The organism is Streptomyces sp. NPDC002476, assembly GCF_042889785.1.
GTDB lineage: Bacteria > Actinomycetota > Actinomycetes > Streptomycetales > Streptomycetaceae > Streptomyces.
The window spans coordinates 1-15,372 of sequence record NZ_JBIARH010000076.1 but is presented as its reverse complement, the minus strand read 5'-3'; the positions used below and the strand labels follow the sequence as shown (position 1 = coordinate 15,372).

Sequence of the window (15,372 nt, the reverse complement as noted above, 5' to 3'; positions counted from 1 at the left end):
CCCTCGAAACCGCCTGCACCACACACTCGCGAACCGGAATGCCACGCGACAGGCGATCACGGCAGCTTCACTCAATTGGGCAACAGGGTCATCGAGACCTTCTACAACCGCCGCCGCCTGCGCAAGCACAAGACCTTCGGCTATCTCACCCCGGCCGAGACCAGGCAGCGGCATCAGCATGCCCTCGCGGCATAACGATCACGTGTCCGAGATCACGGGGAAACTTCAGTCCCGGCTGACGCCATCGCCGCCGCCAAGGCCATGATTCGGTCGGGCAAGCACTCCGGACGCCGGTGGGAGAAGACCTCAAGGGGCACGGGCACGCCCGCTCCCTCGTGGCGCTGCGAGGGAGCGGGCGGGCCGGAGCGGCGAGGGGCGGGCCGGGGCCGCAGGAGGCGGATTCCGGAGCGCACCGGGGCACGGGCGCGTCGGCTCCGTGCCGCACGAGTCGCGGGAGCGGTCAGGCGAGGTGGCCGCCGTACCGCTTCGTGGCGAGGTGGGTACAGATCCAGGTGATGAGCCCCATGACCATCATGTAGGCCGCGATGGGCCACCACTGCTCGCCCGACCAGGCGTACAGGCCGGTCGCGATGAACGGGGACAGACCGCCCGCGAACACTGCGGCGACCTGGTATCCGATCGATACCGCGCTGGAGCGCACCTCCACCGGGAACAGCGAGCCCATCATCGAGGGCTGCAGCGCGTACATCACACAGGCCACGACGATGGTGACGATCATGGCGATCGTGACGGCCACCATGTTGCCGGTGTTGACGGTGAGGAAGAACGGGAACGCCAGCAGCACCGAAAGCGCCGCCGCGGACAGGTACATCCGCCGTGCGCCGAAGCGGCTCGACGCGGCCCCGAAGTACGGGATCGTCAGGATCTCCACGAACGCCGCTATGAGCGCCGCGTTGAGCAGCGCCGCGCGTTCGAGGCCGAGCGCGGTGGTGCCGTAGCTGAGCAGGAAGACGGTGACGACGTAGAACACGGAGTTCTCCGAGAACCGCATGCCGCCCGCGAGCAGGATGACGCGCCAGTGGTCGCGGACCGCGGAGCGCAGCGGCATCGCGACCTGCTTCTTCTCCTTCACCAGCTTCTCGAACTCCGGGGATTCCTCCACCGAGACCCGGATCAGCAGCCCCACGATGACCAGCAGGAAGCTCGCGAGGAACGGGATGCGCCAGCCCCAGGAGAGGAAGGTCTGCTCGTCCATGCGGTTGATGAGCGCGAAGGCGCCCGTCGACAGGATCGTGCCGGCGGGCACGCCCATCTGCGGCATGCTCCCGAAGAACCCCCGGCGGCCCTTGGGCGCGTGCTCGACGGCCATCAGCGCGGCCGCGCCCCACTCGCCGCCGACCCCGAAGCCCTGGACGAGACGCAGGAGCACCAGCAGGACCGGCGCGGCCACCCCGATCTGCCCGTAGGTGGGCAGCAGGCCGATCGCCGCGGTCGCCGCGCCCATCACCAGCAGCGTCACGACCAGGACCTTCTTGCGGCCCAGCTTGTCGCCGAGGCTGCCGAAGACCGCGCCGCCGATAGGGCGGGCGGCGAATCCCACGCCGAAGGTGGCGAACGCCAGCAGGGTGCTGATCAGCGGGTCGCCGGTGGGGAAGAACAGGTCCCCGAAGACGAGCGCGGACGCCGTGCCGTAGAGGAAGAAGTCGTACCACTCGATGCTGGTGCCGATAAAGCTGGCGAAGGCCACCTTGTGGGGTGAGACGGTGCGCCGTGGCGTCTCGTCGGCCGTTCTGGGGGGTGCCGTCGTGTCAGTCATGAGGTCTTCCGCCTTCGCTGGTGAGGGCCGCCGTGGTGGGCGAGTCGGGGGTGTGCGGCCAGCGGAAGAATCCCTGACCAGTCTTCTCGCCGAGCTGTCCGGCGGAGACCATGTCGCGCAGGATCCGCGGCGGCTCGAAGCGGGGGCCGAGGGTGGCCGCCAGATGCTCGGCGATGGCGAGCCGGACGTCGAGGCCGACCATGTCGCTCATGCGCAGTGGTCCGACACCGTGCCGGTAGCCGAGTTCCATCCCGGTGTCGATGTCCTCGGGTGGGGCGATGCCCTCCTCGACCATCCGCATCGCCTCCAGCCCGATCGCCACTCCGAGACGGCTCGTGGCGAAGCCCGGGGAGTCGGCGCAGCGGATCTCCGTCTTGCCGAGGTGGCGCGCCCACGCGGAGGCGGTGGCGACGGCCACGTCGCCGGTCTGCGGGGTGCGGATCACCTCCAGGAGCGGCGTGGTGGGCACCGGTTGAAAGAAGTGCATTCCGCAGAAGCGTTCTGGCCGGTCCAGGGCCGCGGCCATCTCGGTGACCGCCAGCGAGCTGGTGTTGGTCGCGAGGAGGCCGCCGTCGGCGACCAGCCGTTCGGCCTTCCGCAGGATCTCCGTCTTCAGGACCGGGTCCTCGGGCACGGCCTCGACGACCATGTCCGCGGGGACGCACTCGGCGAGGCTGCCGACCACGCGCGCCCGGCCTGCAGTGCCGTCGGGGGAAGCGGTGGCCAGCCGCTCGCGCGCCCGCCGTGCGGACGCGGGGTCCGGCTCGACGATCTGGACCGCATGACCGCGGGAGACGGCCAGTTCCGCGAGGCCCAGGCCCATCTTCCCCGCGCCGAGCACCAGGAGCGTGGCGGCACCGAGGTCGGGGACCGTCGAGGAATTCCGGTCCGGGGTCGTGGTGGCACCCGTGGCCGCGGTCGCGGCGCCCTGCATCTCTCCTCCGGGACGGGCGCCCATGGCGGTCACAGCTTCGGGGCGAGCTGGAGCCCGCCCGCCACATTGAGCGTCTCGCCGGTGATGAAGCTGGCTTCCCGCGACGCGAAGAACGCGACCGCCGAGGCGATGTCCTCCGGCGTCGCGACCCGGCCGAGGGGCGTCATGCGCGCATACCGCTCGAAGTTCTCGCGCCGGGTGTCGCCCATGCCCATGGCGTCGACGAACCCGGTGTCCACGGGACCGGGGGCCACCACGTTGCACGTCCCGCCGGTCGGGGCGAGGTCCTGCGCCACCGACCGGCACAGGCCCACCATTCCGGCCTTGCTCGCCGAGTAGGCGGGGTTGCCGCCGGCCAGCCACGTGCGGGAGCCGATCATGACGACACGGGCGCGCGGGCTGGCCGTCAGCGCCTCCATGGCCGCGGCCGTCACCAGATAGGCACCACGCAGGTTGATCGCCAGCGTGGCGTCGAACGCCTCGAGTCCGGTGGTGGACAAGGTCCCCGGCGGGGCGACGCCCGCGTTGTTGACGACGACGTCCAGGCGGCCGTGGCACCCCAGTACGGCGTCGACACCCGCCCGAACGGCATCCGCGTCCGTGACGTCCAGTCCGACGGCGAACGCGCCGTCGATTCCGGCCGCCGTCCGTTCGGCGGCAGCCAGGTCCCGGTCGCTGACCGCGACGGCGAAGCCGTCGGCGGCCAAGCGGCGGCAGCTTGCGGAGCCGAAGCCCCCCGCCCCTCCCGTGACCATCGCCACGGGGCGCCCCCGCGCCGCAGTGGGTGTGTCGTTCATCGTGTGTCCTTCCCTCGTCGAGGTCGTCATGCGGCGTCGGTCCCGGCCGCGTTCGCGCTGCGCACCGGCAACACGGCGTACTGCTGCCACCCCGTGACCACCCGGTGGTGGCCAGCGAGGAGATCACCAAGTTCCGGCGTCGGAACGTCCACCCACAACGGCCCGCCGGCGAGCGCCGCCAGCTTCTCGGGCGTCGCGGCGAGGAGCAGGTCCGCCGGTCGCAGGCGCGCGAGGAACGCCGCGTCCAGCTGCTGGTTTCCGCGCCCCAAGATCATGCCCTGTCCGCCCACGGGGGACAGGAGCAGCTGCGGACGCCGACCGGCGGTGAGATCCGCCAGGCGCCGGGCGTCCACGTCGCGGCCGACCATCGTCCCGCCGTCCACCACGTCGATCCCGAGCAGGGTGTTGTCCACCCCGAGGGCGCGGGCGGCGGCGGCGACGGTCGTGCCCGGTCCGAGAACCCACAGGTCGTGCTCCCGCATCCGGCGGGCGCACTCGGCCGCGAGCCCCGCGATCCCGGCGGCGTCGCCCCCGGAGCGGCCGGCCCCCACCTTGCCTCCCTGCAACCCCGCCGTCCGGGCCGGGACGGGCAGGTGGCCGTGGAGGGAGGTGGAGAGCACCCCGGCGCGCCGGGCCTCCTCGTCGTGGTCCACCACCTCCGCCTGGCGGGTCGTCACGGCGCGCCCGGCGGCCGCGGCGCGCAGCACCTCCGCCGCCAGCAGTCCCGCGGTCCGCGGCGAGCGCGCGAACACGCCGGAGTGCATCTTCACGCCGCCGGGTACGCCGACGACCGGGGGCAGGCCCTGGCCGTCGGCTCCGGCGGCGCCCGCGGCGTTCCGGTAGACGGCTGCGACGTCCCGTACGGTACCGTCGCCGCCCGCGACGAGGACGACGTCGACGCCCCGGTCCAGCAGTGCGGTGACGGTGCGCCGGGTGTCCTCGGGAGTGGTCGTGCCCGCAGGAGCCCCGTGGACCACCCCGACGTGGCAACCCGCGTCCCGGGCCGCGTCCTCGCCCAGGCCACCGCCCCCGGTGAGCACGGGTGTGTCGGGCCAGGCCTCGACGAGGGCGGCCAGCGCGTCCCGGGCCCGCCGCGGCGCGGCCGCGACCGCGCCGCGCTCGCGGGCGCGCCGCTGGGTTTCGGCGCCGTCGCTGCCCCGCAACCCGGCCGGGCCGCCGATGCCCGCGACGGGGTTGATGAGGAGTCCTACGGTCGGCATGTGCTCACCGGTGCTTCGCCTTGGGCGGTCGCTGGGGCAGCGGCAGGTCCGCCGGGGCCTGCCAGCGCTCGGGCTCGGGAAAGACCTCGCCCTCGTACTTGCGCCGGTAGGCGCGCCAGGAGGTCGCCCAGGTGTCCGGGTCGCCGACGGCCTCGTCGTCGACGGTGTGGATCGAGCTGCGGTGCGGGGCGGCCCGCACCAGCTCCGCGTCGGTCCGGGCCTCGTGGGCGGTCTGCCTGATCGCCGCGACGTACTCGTCGAGTTCGCGCCGGGAGTAGGACTCGGTCGGTTCGAGGGTGACCGGCTCCGGCACCACGTACGGGTGGTGGCTGGTCCAGTAATGCATGCCGTGGTCGGCCATCCGCGCGCCGATCTCACCGCTGGTGACGCCGGTCTCCGCGGTCAGCTCCGCCCAGCTATAGCGCACCTGCTCGATGCGGTGCTGTCCCTGCGCGTACGGCACGGAGAGACCGTCGACGTCGGCGAGCGAGGCCAGGACGTAGTTGTTGTTGACGATCGCGGTCTCGGCGACCTGCCGCAGTCCCTCGCCGCCGAGCGCCCTGGCCCACGCATAGGCGCGGACCAGGTTGGGCACGACGCCGTAGAAGGGGCGGACGGAGGCCGTTGCCGTGGCGCCGCCGTCCTCCCAGCCGAGCCCGTCCTCGCCGCGCATCAGGCGCGGGCCCGGCAGGAACGGGGCGAGCTCGTCCGTCGCGCCGATCGCGCCCGCTGCGGGGCCGCCGCAGGCGTGCGGTGTGGAGAACGTCTTGTGGAGATTGAAGTGGCACAGGTCGAAGCCCGCGTCGCGGGCCCGGGTGATCCCGAGGAGCCCGTTGGCGTTCGCCTGGTCGTACACGCAGACCCCGCCGACCGCGTGCACGGCCTCGACGTACTCCGTGATCCGGGGGTTGAAGATGCCCGTGTCCTCGGGGTTGGTGATGAACAGGGCCGCGGTGCGCTGCGAGACGGCCCCGCGCAACGCGTCCAGGTCGGGGAACCCCGTCTCGTCCGGGTAGAGGGTGATGACCTTGTAGCCGGCGGTCCGAGCGGTCGCCGCGTTGGACGGGTGGGAGAAGACCGTGGTGATGATCTCGTCCCGCTGCTCGTGCTCGCCGCGGGCCCGGTGGTACGCCTGCACGGTCTTGACGTTGGCGTAGATCGCCGCGGATCCGGCGCCCGCCTGGAGGCAGACCGCGTCCATGCCGGACACCTCGCGGAGGATGTCCTGGAGCCCGGCGAGGATCTCCAGCACGCCCTGGACGGTGGACGGGTGCTGGAGCGGGTGCAGCCGGGCGCTGCCCGGTGCGGAGACGAACCGCTCGTTGGCCTTCGGGCTGTATTTCATGGTGCAGGTGCCCTGGCCGATGTCGACGTTGAGGTCGGCGCCGAGGGTCTCCTGCGACAGGCGGAGGTAGTGCCGCAGCACCTGCGACTGCCCGATCCGAGGCAGGGCGGGCGCATCCGCGCGTCGTACCGCCTCCTCCGGAGCGTCGGCCAGGGCGGTGGCGAGGGCGTCGTCGGTGCCGGGGACAGCGATCCCGCGGTGGCCCCGGTCGTCGAGTTCGAAGATGACGGGTTCGTCCCAGCGGGGGGCGTGGTATTCGCGCCGCAGGCCCTTGCGCGCCTGCCACCGGCCGTCCGCGGCACCGGCCAGGGCGGCCCTGTCTGCGGCCTCGTCATGGATGGTCGCCCGGTCGGTCATCGCAGGATCTCCTTCAGCTCGCCGGCCAGCCGGTCGATGTCGGCGGTCGTGTGCTTCTCCGTCACGCAGACAAGGGCGGTCCCGCCGTCCCTCGGTCCGCCGGTGCCGGGAAGGAGGGACGACGGCAGCTCTGCGCCGCCGAAGATCCCGCGTTCCCGCAGCAGCGCGTCGACCTCGGCGACGGTGCGGCCCGGGTAGCGGACGGCGAACTCGCGCCAGTGCGGGGCGTCGGCGTGCAGCACCTCGGCTCCGGCCTCGGCGAGGCTGCGCATCGCGTACCGGGTGCGGGACGCGACCCCGGCCCCGAGCTCGGCCATGCCGCCGGGTCCCATCAGGGAGAGGTAGACGCCGGCCGTGATGCCCCACAGGGCGGCGGCCGTGCCCACCCACTCGATGCCCTCCTCCCGGCGGGCCAGGGAGGTGCGCTCGTAGGCGACGTCGCAGAACCCGAGCTCGCCAGCCTTCCGGGTCGGCGCGAGGCCGAAGAGCCGGGAGGGGAACTCGAAGACGAACCGCTCGTCGTCGTGGGTGGCGATGAACCCTCCGTGCGCCCCGCCATAGTGGAGACCGAGGCCGAGGGACTGGATGTCACCGCAGACGATGTCCGCGCCCCAGCGGGCCGGCGGGTCCACGAAGCCGAGGGCGAGCGGGTCGGTCCCGCACACCACGATCGCGCCGGCGCGGTGCGCGGCAGCCGCGATCTCACGGGCGTGCCGCTCCAGGACGCCATAGGCGTTGGGGGTCTCCAGGTAGACCGCGGCGACGTCGTCGCCGAGGCGCGCGGCCACGTCCTGCGGCCGGGTCAGACCGGTGGCGGGGTCGACGGGGAGCATGTCCACCGCGAGGACGCCGTCCAGATAGCCCTCGATCTTGCCGAGCTTGTCCGGGAGCACTGCGCCGGTCACCAGCACCCGGGGGCGTCCGGTGATCCGCCCGGCCATCCGCAGGCCGGTCGCGGCGGCCTGGAAGCCGTCGTAGGTGGGGACGTTGACGATGTCCATCTCCAAGAGTTCCGCCATCAGGGAGACGTACTCGAAGAGGGCCTGCCACTTGCCGTGGTCCTCGTAGGCCTCGCCGGCGTAGGCGGTGAGGAACTCGGCGCGGCCGTTGACCTCGCCGCAGACCGCGGGGACCCAGTGGTCGTAGCAGCCCATGCCGAGGAACGACAGGTTCTCATCGACGGTGGCGTTCCGCCCGAGCAGGCCCATCATGTGGCGGGACAGCTCGTACTCGCTGGTCAGCGGCGGCCCGATGTCGAGCGGGCGGCTCATGCGCAGCTTCGCGGGGATCGAGGCGAGGAGTTCGTCGACGTCGGCGACGCCGATCACGTCGAGCATCGCGCGCTCGGTGTCCGCCGCCGCATTGGGGATGTACGGGTGTGCGGGTGGTGCGCCCATCTGTGTGCCGTGCCTTTCGCGGTCCCAGGTCGGGTGACCCGAGAAGTCAGCCACAACTTCCCGCCGGTCCGATCTGTACAGAGCAGCGAAGGAGGAAACGCGGATGTACAGGATGTCCAGCGCCCGGCTCGGCGGGGTGTGCTTAGGGTGACGCGCATGGAACTCGACCTACTGCTCACCGATGCCCACGTCGTCACGATGGACGACGACCGCCCCTTCGCCCGCAGTGTCGGGATCTGGCGGGGACGGGTGGTCGGCCTGGACGAGCAGGTGGAGGGGATGCGCGCCCGGCGTGAAGTTCGCGTCGGCGGCGCGACCGTGGTCCCCGGGTTCAACGACTCGCACAACCACATGGCGCAGTTCGGCCAGCGCCTCGGGGAGATCGACTGCAGCGCAGTGCGTTCGCGGGACGAACTCCTCGGCCTGATCGCGGCACGGGCGGCCGAGGCGGCCCCCGACGCATGGATCACCGGCTCGGGATACGACCAGACGGTGCTGGGGGGCCATCCGCTCCGCGAGGAGCTGGACCGCGCGGGCGGCGGCCGCAAGGTCCTGCTGCTGCACCGCACGAGCCATCTGCTGGTCGCCAGTACCGCGGTCTTCGAGGCGGTCGGCGCGATGGCGGCGACGTACCCGGACCCGGAGGGCGGAACGGTGGAACGGCATGCCGACGGCACGCCCACCGGCCTGGTCACCGAGCGGGCGATGGCGGAGTTCCGCGGACTGCGCAAGCCGTTCCCGCAGCGCGATCTGATCGACGCGCTCGGCGCCGCGTCCCGCGTCTACCTCGCCGAGGGACTCACCTCGGTCTCCGAGGCCGGCATCGGAGACTCCCCGCTCGTCGGGTCGAGCCCGGTCGAGGGCGGTGTCTACCAGCGGGCCGTCGAGGAGGGCGCGATCCGCCAACGCGTCCAGCTCATGATCGCGATGGAGAACCTGCACACGCTGGCCAGCGCGGACACCGACCCGTTCCGGCGCGGGCTCGACCTCGGCCTGCGCACCGGCCTGGGCGACGAGCGGCTGCGCATCGGACCGCTGAAGATGTTCACCGACGGCGCGTTGATGAGCCGGACCGCGTCGATGACGGCGAACTTCTGCGGCCACGACCACGCGGGCATGATGCAGTTCACGGCCGAGGAGCTCACCGGTACTGCCGTGGACGCGGCCGCCGCGGGCTGGCAACTAGCCGTCCACGCGATCGGCGACCACGCCGTCGATGTGGCCCTGGACGTGCTCGACGCGGTCGCCCGCACGGGGGCCCGCCCCGACCCGCGCCACCGCATCGAGCACGCCTCCGTGGTCCGTCCCGAACAGCTCGACCGGTTCGCCCGGCTCGGAGTCATCGCGTCCACCCAGGGCCGGTTCGTCGCCGAACTGGGCGACGGAGTCGCCTCCGTGCTCGGCGAGGACCGCCTGCCGTGGACATACCGGCACGCGTCGTTCGCCGAACGCGGCATCGTGGTCGCCAGCGGCTCGGACCGGCCCGTCGTCGCCGACGGCGGCCCGCTTCCCGCGATCCAGTCCATGGTCGAGCGGCGCACGCCGTCGGGCCGGCTCTTCAACGGCCACGAGGCGGTGCCGGTGCTGGAGGCGCTGCGCACCTACACCGTCGGTTCGGCGTACGCGCAGCGCACCGACCACGAACTCGGCCGCCTCGCCCCCGGCCACCTCGCCGACCTGGTCGTCCTCGGCCGGGACATCACCACCTGCGCGACCGAGGAGATCGGCGGCACGCCGGTCCTGGCCACGGTGGTGGGCGGCGTGGCGGAGTACGACCCGCAGGGCATCTTCGCCTGACGCCTGACGCCTGACGCCTGACGCCTGACGCCTGACGCCTGACGGCGGACCCGGCCGGTCGCGACCCCGGCATCGCGTCGGCGTGGCACTGGAACGCCGTCCCGGCGCGGCACCGGACGCCGTCCCGGCGGGGCGCGGCGGTGCGGGTACGGAGGCGCGGCACGGCAGCGGCGCGGGCCCGCCGCCGGACGGCGCACCGGCGGCAGCACCGCCCGCTCAGCCGTCGGCCGCTTCACGCTCCCCGAACAGCTCCCGGATCTCCACCGCGAGCCACAGCTCGAAGAGATCCAGTGCCCGCGTCGGATCCAGCCCCGTCAGCTCCGCGACACGGCGCAGCCGGGCGCGCGCGGTGTGCCGGTGCACCCCCAGATGGGCTGCGGCGACCTCGGTGTTCCCGGCGGAGCGCACGTAGGCGCGCAACGCCCCGTAGAGGTCCGTGCCCCGCGCCTCCGGGGTCATGAGCGGGCTGAGAACCTGGTGGGCGTACTCCTGCCGGTCCGCGCCGCTCCCCAGGGACAGCAGCGCCCGGTATCCGCCGAACCGTTCCAGCACCACGAACGGCACACCGCGGGTGTCGGCGGAGTGGTAGGCCCGCTCGGCCTGACGCAGCGCCACATGCCCTTCCGCCCGGTGCATCGGGCGGCTCATGCCCGCCCTGGCGATGCCGCACTCTGCGGCCAGCGCCTCCGCCCGGCTCTCGGCACCGTCGTCGGGGTCAAGAAGCCCCAGTTGGGTCGTCCCGCCCGCCGAGCGGACCAGGACATCGGCGGCCAGCTCCTGAAGCCCCGCCACGAAGGCCGCCCGGCGCCCCGGGTTCTCCATCGCCGCCGTGGTGATGACCTGCACCCGGGTCACCCAACCGAGTTCGGCCCGAACGAGCCGCTCCTCCGCCTCGGACGCCTCTCCGGTGCCGTCGAGAAGGGCGTCGAACGCCTGCGCACGCGTCGCCCACCGCCTCTGCCCGGCCCGATACCGCAGTTCGAGGAGGACCGCGAGCAGGGAGTGGGCCATGGACCGCAGGGCACGGTCGTACTCGGTCCACGCGCCCGGTTTGGCCACGACGAGAATGCCGCGCATGGTCCCCGAGGCCAGCACCGGCACGATGGTCATCGTCCACTCGCCGACGTCCATCGCGACCGACCACGGGGACGAGCTCAGCAGGCGTGCCCGGACCGTGCGGCGCACTTCGGCGAGGTCCAGAGCGGCGCTGCCACACTCGGCCACGACCCGCATCTCACCGTCGAACAGGACCGAGTGCATGCCACTCGTCTCGGCCATCCCCGCCAGCACGGCATCCGGTCCCTTGACCTGCGCGGCGGCATCCGCGAGATTCCGCTGGGCGAGCAGCGCACGGCGCATCGGCTCCGTATGTTCGGCGTTCAGCGCGTCCGAAACGGCCTGGATGATCGATTGCAGCCCGGTGTTCTCGGGCACGTGCACCAAGGCCAGGCCGGCCGCGGCGCACCCGGCCAGGAGCACGGCGGGCAGCTCAGGGTGCGGCAGGCTCGCGCCGGTGCTCACCCCGAGCGCCGCGACGCCCACCCGCGTCAGGCGCTCGCAGTAGGCGAAGGTCTGCGCCGCGTCCTCGAACTGGTTGAGCCCGGTGGACAGCAGCAGTTCACCGCCGAGCAGCCAGGGCGTCGGGTCCTCCAGTTCGCTCACGTGCGCCCAGCGCACCTCACGGCCGAGCGCGTCGGTCGTCCCGCCCCCGGCCCCGTCGCCGTCGATCAGACCGAGCCCGAGACCCGGCAGCGCGAGGACGTCCTTGAGCGTGATCATGCCTCGGAGTGTGCCACGCCCGTCAAGCCCCCAAGGTGAGCTCCGACCCCCAAGCGGCCATTGGCTCCGACCAGGGAACGGGCAGGCGTGACCTGAGCCGCTGGCCCTTCGGACGTCCACCTTGCTGGACGGTGCGGAGTCCGGTGCTCGGTGTCGTAGCCGATGCCTGGAGCATCAGCCGGGCCCGGTAGCCCTCCGGTCAGCGGCTCGCCGCAGAACCCGCGCCGCTCAGGTCGTGGTGGATGACGCGGGCCGCTCCTTCGATGGTTCCTATGCCGTAGTCCATGGTGCGGCTGCCGGTGGAGAGGACAACCATGCCGTAGTCGTGACCGCCGCCGGTGAAGGCGCCCACGCTGTGAACCCGCCATCCGCCGGCGGTGCGCGGCAGCCAGCCATTCTTGACGTGCACCGTTGCCGTGGCGGGTGATCCGGCGGGCACCCCCCACTTCTGGCCGGGCGTGACGTGATTCATCAGATCGAGGGCGTAGCCGCGCGACGCGGGGCCGAGCACCGCGTTCTCCGTCGTCAGTAGCTGCATCAGCCGGAGCTGGTCACCGGCGGTGATCTGGGTGAGGCCCCAGCTCTTCCCGGAGCCGGGAACGGTATGCCGCATCTGTGCCAGAGCGAGGAACCTTCTGAAGCCGGCGGCGCCGATCTGGTGCCAGAGGGCCGAGGTGGAGTCGTTGTCCGACTTGGTGATCATGGCGGTGGTCAGTTCCACCTCCCGCGGAGTCAGTTTCCGGTGTGCCTCCTCGGTCTGCCGCAGCAGTGATCCGAGCACTGAAACCTTCACCACACTGGCGGAGTCGAAATGCGTGTCGGCCTTGAGCTCGCAGGTGGTTCCGGTGATCCGGTCGTACAGAGCCAGGGACGTTGTGCCCTCTCGCCCGCTGAGAGCACTGGTGATGTCATGGGAAACCTCGGAGGCCAGGCCCGGTCTCTTCGAGGTGCAGAAGAGCTTCGCACCGCCCACCGTGGCACTGGCACTGGCACTGGCACTGGCGGTGTCGGCCGAGGCCGGGGTTGCCATGGTCAATACGGTGAGCAAGGAGCTTGCGGTCAGGGCAATGGTCAGAGAGCGCCGCGAGCAGGCCAATATTCGTGATCCATACATGAAGGCTGTGTCCTGTCCCGCTGCGTGTTGAAGGTCACCTTGCCGCGTGTTGTGGGGTCGGCTGAGGGTCGGCTCCCGCTGTGATTGCTGACAATCGCTCAGCCCAACCGGGCTTCAGCAGATTGCCGCCCTGGTATCTGTTCGGGCTGCGGAGAATCGATGAGTGGGAGTCGGGGCTCAGTCGTACCGGATCGAATTCTAAGAATTCACATGCCAACGGCGACGATACGTGGCTCGCGATCGGGCATTCTGGACATATAGGGTGAAATATGTGGCAGGTGGGCTTTGATTTCGTGTGATATTCACCAAATCTCCGCCCGGTTGTTCAGCCCCTTGTGTGAGCGGTGCTCGATGGAGGGCATGACCTCACGGTGGGCCGCGCCGTAGGAGCGGAGCTTGTCGGTGACCATCACCCTCGGCACCGCACCGGTCCTCTTCATCAGACGACGCAGGAAACGCCTGGCCGCGGCCTTGTCCCGGCGGCTCTGAACGAGGATGTCCAAGACGTTGCCGTCCTGGTCGACGGCCCGCCACAGGTACTTCTGCTCCCCGTTGGTCTTGACGAACACCTCGTCCAGGTGCCATTTGTCGCCGGGCCGGGGCCGACGGCGGCACAGACCGTCGGCGTAGACCTGCCCGAACTTGGCGCACCAGCGGCGGACGGTCTCATGGGAGACGATCACGCCGCGCTGGAGCATAAGCTCCTCGACCTCGCGGAAACTGAGCGGGAAGCGAAAGTACAGCCACACACAGTGCGAATCACCTCCACTGGGTACCGATGCCCCTTGTACGACAGGGACGCGCTCCCCACGAACAGCCCCCTCCACCGTGATCAACCCGAAGATCATCCCACCCCGCCAGCCAACGTGACAGAGCCCGCCGGGGAGGTGGGCTCGCCTCTTCCGTCGATCCACATCCAAAGTCCCACACGCCAGGAGGACGACGATCGAAGATCGGCCGGTGACCACACAGCACCGCCCCCAGGTAATCCGCATCGCCCGGGCCGCCGCACTGCTCGCCGCCGCCCTCGCCCTGGCCGCCGGCTGCGACGGCGAGCCGCCGGCCGGGCATGAAAAGCGAATCAACAAAGCGGTAGGCGTGGCCTCCTTCAAGATCACCTGCACGCGTGACCTGTGGGATCGCACCAGCCACCCCGAGTACGGTGCCGAGTCGTTCGACGACGCCAAGCCGCGCAAGCTGCCGGGCTCGCAGGGCGAGCGTGGCCTCGTCGAGATCACGCTGACCGGCACCCAGCTCGTCGACTACCTCGACCAACTCGCGATGGACATCGGCGGCGGCCTCTTCGCGCGTGGCGATGACAGGCCCATGGCGCAGCGCATGTACGCCGCGATCGCCCCTGTGGTCGACCGGATCCAGAAGGACACCCCGCCCACTGAGGTCCCGGTGGCCACCGTGAACGACGCGATCGCTCCCGCCGGACCCGAAGCGTCGCCTACAGCCGGCATACGCACCTGACAGCCCTACAGGAGCAGGGCAAGTTGTCCGGGCAGCACCCTCCGCCCCGGGTCTGCGGTCGCCCCGTCAGCTCTCCGCCTGTGCCCCTGCGCCATGGCCGTACGCGCGAGGGGCGGGGTCCGGCGCCGCGGGGCGCTGGCCAAGGACTCCGCGGGCGCGCATGTCGGCGAGCGAGTCGAGGTCGGGGCGGTACAGCGTGCCCCCGTCCAGATCAGCGTCGGCCGCATGGACCCGGGGATGAGCGGGGCCGGGGGTGTCCGTCGCAGCGGGGGAGCGGTGTTCGGCGGGGCCAGGCCCCAGCCGGCGGCGGGTCGTCATTCCCAGATCGTACGGACACCGCGTGCGGCAGGGCCCTGCCGCAGGTCTGGCCCCGCTGCTAGGGCGCGTATTGGGTCGTGGTCAACTGGTCGTCCTGGTGAGGTCTTTGATCCAGATCATCGAGGCTCGCAAGTGGAGGCCGGCGAGGTAGCTCTCCGGGGTCTTGTCGTACCGGCCGGCGATGCCCCGCCAGGCCTTCAACTTGTTGATCAGCCGCTCGACGGTGTTGCGCTCCTTGTACAGGTCCGCTTCGTGGCTGACGGGCCGACCGCCGCCAGAGCCCTTCTTCTTCCGGTTCGCGGCCTGGTCCCGCTTCTCGGGGATGACGGCGTTGATGCCGCGTCTGCGCAGGTGAGCGCGGTTTCCGCGAGACGAGTAGGCCTTGTCTGCGGCGACGGCGTCGGGCCGGGTGCGGGGGCGGCCGGCCGGGCCGCGGACCCGGACCTTGCCCAGCACGGGGGTGAACTGCGGGCTGTCGGCTGCCTGTCCCGCGGTCAGCACGAACGCCGGTGGACGGCACTTGCGGTCGGCGGCGAGGTGGACCTTGCTGGTCTGCCCGCCCCGCGACCGTCCCAGGAGAGCTGTCTTCAGCCGGATTTTGCGGCGTCGCCGGACGCGTCGCCGCTCCTCCCGTTCGGGATCCTCTTCGGCGTCCCGTCCGTTTTGTTCTTCGAGGTCGCCCCCTTTGACCTGGCCTTCTTCTCCTCGGCGGCGGCCTTCTCCAGGGCAGTGAGGACATCTGGGTCCAGGTGCATTCCGGCTGCGTCGTGGTGGGCGCGCGCGGTGGTGGAGTCGATGCTGACCAGCGACAGGTCGACCTCGCCCCGCTTCGCGGCCTCCGCGATCACGCCCTCCAGCAGGGCTTCGAATACGCCGGCGTCACGCCACTGCCGGAAGCGGTTGGAGACGGTCGACCAGGCGCCGAACTCCTGCGGCATCTCCCGCCACTGGCCGCCGGTCTTGAATCCAGATCACGCCCTCGAACTGCTGCCGCAGGCGTTCGGGGTACGGGCCGTACTCGCCGATCGGCAGGTACGGCTCGATGAACTCCCACTCTTCGT

Annotated in this window: 11 protein-coding genes and 2 pseudogenes; 2 read left to right on the top strand and 11 right to left on the bottom strand. The window is 71.4% G+C overall.

Annotated features, from left to right (window positions below; all coding sequences use genetic code 11):
• Positions 1–460: 460 nt before the first annotated feature.
• From ACFYXM_RS36125 to gcvPA, 6 genes are read right to left on the bottom strand one after another with little or no spacing between them, the layout of a single operon-like run.
• Positions 461–1,777, bottom strand: coding sequence for an MFS transporter (locus ACFYXM_RS36125; protein WP_389295986.1), 1,317 nt, complete (start codon positions 1,775–1,777; stop codon positions 461–463).
• The gene (locus tag ACFYXM_RS36120; protein WP_389295984.1) at positions 1,770–2,711 is read right to left on the bottom strand and encodes a 3-hydroxyacyl-CoA dehydrogenase family protein; all 942 of its coding nucleotides are present in this window, start codon (positions 2,709–2,711) and stop codon (positions 1,770–1,772) included. Before ACFYXM_RS36120 ends, ACFYXM_RS36125 begins: the two co-directional genes overlap by 8 nt.
• A gap of 29 nt (positions 2,712–2,740) precedes the next feature.
• Complete coding sequence (locus ACFYXM_RS36115; protein WP_389295982.1) at positions 2,741–3,508, bottom strand: SDR family NAD(P)-dependent oxidoreductase; 768 nt, start codon at positions 3,506–3,508, stop codon at positions 2,741–2,743.
• A gap of 26 nt (positions 3,509–3,534) precedes the next feature.
• Positions 3,535–4,728, bottom strand: coding sequence for an ATP-NAD kinase family protein (locus ACFYXM_RS36110; protein ID WP_389295980.1), 1,194 nt, complete (start codon positions 4,726–4,728; stop codon positions 3,535–3,537).
• A 4-nt stretch (positions 4,729–4,732) separates the two neighbouring features.
• On the bottom strand, positions 4,733–6,430 hold the full coding sequence (gene gcvPB / locus ACFYXM_RS36105) for an aminomethyl-transferring glycine dehydrogenase subunit GcvPB (RefSeq protein ID WP_389295978.1): 1,698 nt from the start codon (positions 6,428–6,430) through the stop codon (positions 4,733–4,735).
• Entirely contained in the window at positions 6,427–7,827 is a 1,401-nt protein-coding gene (gene gcvPA, locus ACFYXM_RS36100; protein ID WP_389295976.1) for an aminomethyl-transferring glycine dehydrogenase subunit GcvPA, read from the bottom strand. Before gcvPA ends, gcvPB begins: the two co-directional genes overlap by 4 nt.
• Before the next feature lie 156 nt (positions 7,828–7,983).
• Here gcvPA and ACFYXM_RS36095 point away from each other — a divergent pair, with 156 nt between their 5' ends.
• Positions 7,984–9,624, top strand: coding sequence for an amidohydrolase (locus tag ACFYXM_RS36095; RefSeq protein ID WP_389295974.1), 1,641 nt, complete (start codon positions 7,984–7,986; stop codon positions 9,622–9,624).
• 216 nt (positions 9,625–9,840) lie between these two features.
• On the opposite strand, the gene ACFYXM_RS36090 is transcribed toward ACFYXM_RS36095, so the two are convergent.
• The 3 genes and pseudogenes from ACFYXM_RS36090 to ACFYXM_RS36080 form a co-directional block, all read right to left on the bottom strand.
• Positions 9,841–11,403 (bottom strand): PucR family transcriptional regulator, encoded by a 1,563-nt coding sequence (locus ACFYXM_RS36090; RefSeq protein WP_389295972.1) that lies wholly within the window; start codon positions 11,401–11,403, stop codon positions 9,841–9,843.
• 199 nt (positions 11,404–11,602) lie between these two features.
• Positions 11,603–12,433, bottom strand: a complete 831-nt coding sequence (locus ACFYXM_RS36085) for a serine hydrolase (protein WP_389295970.1) — start codon at positions 12,431–12,433, stop codon at positions 11,603–11,605.
• A gap of 395 nt (positions 12,434–12,828) precedes the next feature.
• Positions 12,829–13,266 (bottom strand): annotated as a pseudogene (locus ACFYXM_RS36080) (IS6 family transposase); the annotation flags it as partial.
• A gap of 211 nt (positions 13,267–13,477) precedes the next feature.
• Between ACFYXM_RS36080 and ACFYXM_RS36075 the strand changes: the two are divergent.
• On the top strand, positions 13,478–13,993 hold the full coding sequence (locus ACFYXM_RS36075; protein ID WP_389295968.1) for a hypothetical protein: 516 nt from the start codon (positions 13,478–13,480) through the stop codon (positions 13,991–13,993).
• A gap of 66 nt (positions 13,994–14,059) precedes the next feature.
• Here the strand turns inward: ACFYXM_RS36075 and ACFYXM_RS36070 are convergent, their stop codons facing one another.
• Together ACFYXM_RS36070 and ACFYXM_RS36065 are read right to left on the bottom strand one after the other, a co-directional pair.
• Complete coding sequence (locus ACFYXM_RS36070) at positions 14,060–14,311, bottom strand: hypothetical protein (protein WP_389295965.1); 252 nt, start codon at positions 14,309–14,311, stop codon at positions 14,060–14,062.
• Between the two features lie 81 nt (positions 14,312–14,392).
• Positions 14,393–15,372 (bottom strand): annotated as a pseudogene (locus ACFYXM_RS36065) (IS5 family transposase); the annotation flags it as partial.

Excerpts from the sequence above, each read along its gene's own strand:
- ACFYXM_RS36125 (WP_389295986.1), bottom strand. The coding sequence starts at position 1,777 with ATGACTGACACGACGGCACCCCCCAGAACGGCCGACGAGACGCCACGG.
- ACFYXM_RS36120 (WP_389295984.1), bottom strand. The coding sequence starts at position 2,711 with ATGCAGGGCGCCGCGACCGCGGCCACGGGTGCCACCACGACCCCGGAC.
- ACFYXM_RS36115 (WP_389295982.1), bottom strand. The coding sequence starts at position 3,508 with ATGAACGACACACCCACTGCGGCGCGGGGGCGCCCCGTGGCGATGGTC.
- ACFYXM_RS36110 (WP_389295980.1), bottom strand. The coding sequence starts at position 4,728 with ATGCCGACCGTAGGACTCCTCATCAACCCCGTCGCGGGCATCGGCGGC.
- gcvPB (WP_389295978.1), bottom strand. The coding sequence starts at position 6,430 with ATGACCGACCGGGCGACCATCCATGACGAGGCCGCAGACAGGGCCGCC.
- gcvPA (WP_389295976.1), bottom strand. The coding sequence starts at position 7,827 with ATGGGCGCACCACCCGCACACCCGTACATCCCCAATGCGGCGGCGGAC.
- ACFYXM_RS36095 (WP_389295974.1), top strand. The coding sequence starts at position 7,984 with ATGGAACTCGACCTACTGCTCACCGATGCCCACGTCGTCACGATGGAC.
- ACFYXM_RS36090 (WP_389295972.1), bottom strand. The coding sequence starts at position 11,403 with ATGATCACGCTCAAGGACGTCCTCGCGCTGCCGGGTCTCGGGCTCGGT.
- ACFYXM_RS36085 (WP_389295970.1), bottom strand. The coding sequence starts at position 12,433 with ATGGCAACCCCGGCCTCGGCCGACACCGCCAGTGCCAGTGCCAGTGCC.
- ACFYXM_RS36070 (WP_389295965.1), bottom strand. The coding sequence starts at position 14,311 with ATGACGACCCGCCGCCGGCTGGGGCCTGGCCCCGCCGAACACCGCTCC.